At 66.2% G+C, this 1,729-nt stretch carries 3 protein-coding genes; 1 reads left to right on the plus strand and 2 read right to left on the minus strand.

What is annotated here, in order from left to right; translation table 11 throughout:
• Positions 1–56: 56 nt before the first annotated feature.
• Positions 57–680 (minus strand): sulfite oxidase-like oxidoreductase, encoded by a 624-nt coding sequence (locus U9R90_RS35990; RefSeq protein ID WP_411061682.1) that lies wholly within the window; start codon positions 678–680, stop codon positions 57–59.
• 154 nt (positions 681–834) lie between these two features.
• Between U9R90_RS35990 and bfr the strand changes: the two genes are divergently transcribed.
• Positions 835–1,311, plus strand: a complete 477-nt coding sequence (gene bfr / locus U9R90_RS35995; RefSeq protein WP_411061683.1) for a bacterioferritin — start codon at positions 835–837, stop codon at positions 1,309–1,311.
• Between the two features lie 36 nt (positions 1,312–1,347).
• On the opposite strand, the gene U9R90_RS36000 is transcribed toward bfr, so the two are convergent.
• Positions 1,348–1,608, minus strand: coding sequence for a bacterioferritin-associated ferredoxin (locus U9R90_RS36000; protein WP_411061685.1), 261 nt, complete (start codon positions 1,606–1,608; stop codon positions 1,348–1,350).
• Positions 1,609–1,729 lie beyond the last annotated feature (121 nt).

Here is a 1,729-nt window from a genome sequence, read left to right on the forward strand (position 1 = left end):
CTCGGGGACGTACGGGAAAGCACCCGTACGTCCCCGAGGCCGTTCAAGGACAGGTCTCAGAGCTCCGGACCGTCGCCCGGCTCCTCCTGGTACGAGTAGCGCTGTTCGCGCCAGGGGTCGCCGATGTTGTGGTACCCCCGCTCCTCCCAGAAGCCGCGCCGGTCGGCCGTCATGTACTCGACGCCGCGCACCCACTTGGGTCCCTTCCAGGCGTACAGATGCGGCACCACGAGCCGGAGCGGAAAGCCGTGCTCCGCGGTGAGCGGTTCACCGTCCCGGTGGGTGGCGAAGATCGTCCGCTCGGAGTCGAAGTCGGACAGCCGCAGATTCGAGCTGAAGCCGTACTCGGCCCAGACCATCACATGGGTGACATCGGGCGCGGGAGGGGCCAGTTCGAGCAGCGTACGGGCCGACACCCCACCCCATTCGGCGCCCAGCATCGAGAACTTCGTGACGCAGTGCAGATCGGAGACGACCGTGGCGTACGGCAGGGCCGAGAACTCCTCATGCGTCCAACAGTGCTTGCCCCCGTCGGCGGTGGCGCCGAAGACCCTGAACTCCCAGCGTTCCGGGCGGAACTTGGGCACTGGCCCATAGTGTGTGACCGGCCAGCCCCGCTGCAGCCGCTGCCCCGGCGGAAGCTCCGATCTCTCCGTTTCACGGCTATCCGGCTGACCCATGGCTCCATCCTGACAGACCCCGAGGGGTGGACGTGACCAGGTCTGCACCGATTCGGGCAACTCCTACTAAGCATGCACTTACTGGACGCCCCTCGGCGCCGGTGCAAAGATGCGCGCACCTGCCCCAGTTACGCGCTTGGAAGGAGCCTCTGCGATGCAGGGCGACCCCGAGGTCCTCGAATTTCTGAATGAGCAGCTGACCGCTGAGCTCACCGCCATCAACCAGTACTTCCTGCACGCGAAGATGCAGGAGAACTTCGGCTGGGTGAAGCTCGCGAAGTACACCCGGTCCGAGTCGTTCGACGAGATGAAGCACGCGGAGGTGCTCACCGACCGGATCCTGTTCCTGGACGGCCTGCCGAACTACCAGCGGCTGTTCCACGTCCGGGTCGGCCAGACGGTCACCGAGATGTTCAACGCCGACCGGCAGATCGAGGTCGAGGCGATCGACCGCCTGAAGCGCGGGATCGAGGTCATGCGTGGCAAGGGAGACGTCACGTCGGCGAACATCTTCGAGTCGATCCTGGAGGACGAGGAGCACCACATCGACTATCTCGACACCCAGCTGGAGCTGATCGAGAAACTCGGCGAGCCGCTCTACCTCGCCCAGCTGATCGAGCAGCCGAGCTAGCGCCAGGAGTCCACGAGGCCGGGGCGGCCAGGAGTCCTAGGCCGCCTCTTCCAGGTCCTTCGCGCGCTCGGGAGCCGCTGCCAGTACGGCGGCGGGCTTGCCCTGGTCGAGGAGCTCCCGTCGGGGGCACGCGCCACGTCCGAGCAGCGCCTGGATGCTCCGGACGCAGGAGCCGCAGTCGGTGCCCGCCTTGCTGGCCGAAGCGATCTGGCGCGGGGTGCAGGCACCGGCGTCCGCGTGTTCCTTGACCTGCTGTTCGGTGACACCGAAGCAAGAGCAGACGTACACGCGGTTCACCTCCCCGGCGGGGATCAGTTCGGGAATGGACAGGCGGTGCACTCCCGATTACTCGGTGAGGCTAACCTAACCTTACCCGCCGATGGCGGTACACAAAAGCCAGGTGGGGCGCGGATCACAA

Source organism: Streptomyces sp. E11-3 (genome assembly GCF_046540415.1).
GTDB lineage: Bacteria > Actinomycetota > Actinomycetes > Streptomycetales > Streptomycetaceae > Streptomyces.

Coding starts and splice junctions, on each gene's coding strand:
- bfr (WP_411061683.1), top strand. CDS start 835: ATGCAGGGCGACCCCGAGGTCCTCGAATTTCTGAATGAGCAGCTGACC.
- U9R90_RS35990 (WP_411061682.1), bottom strand. CDS start 680: ATGGGTCAGCCGGATAGCCGTGAAACGGAGAGATCGGAGCTTCCGCCG.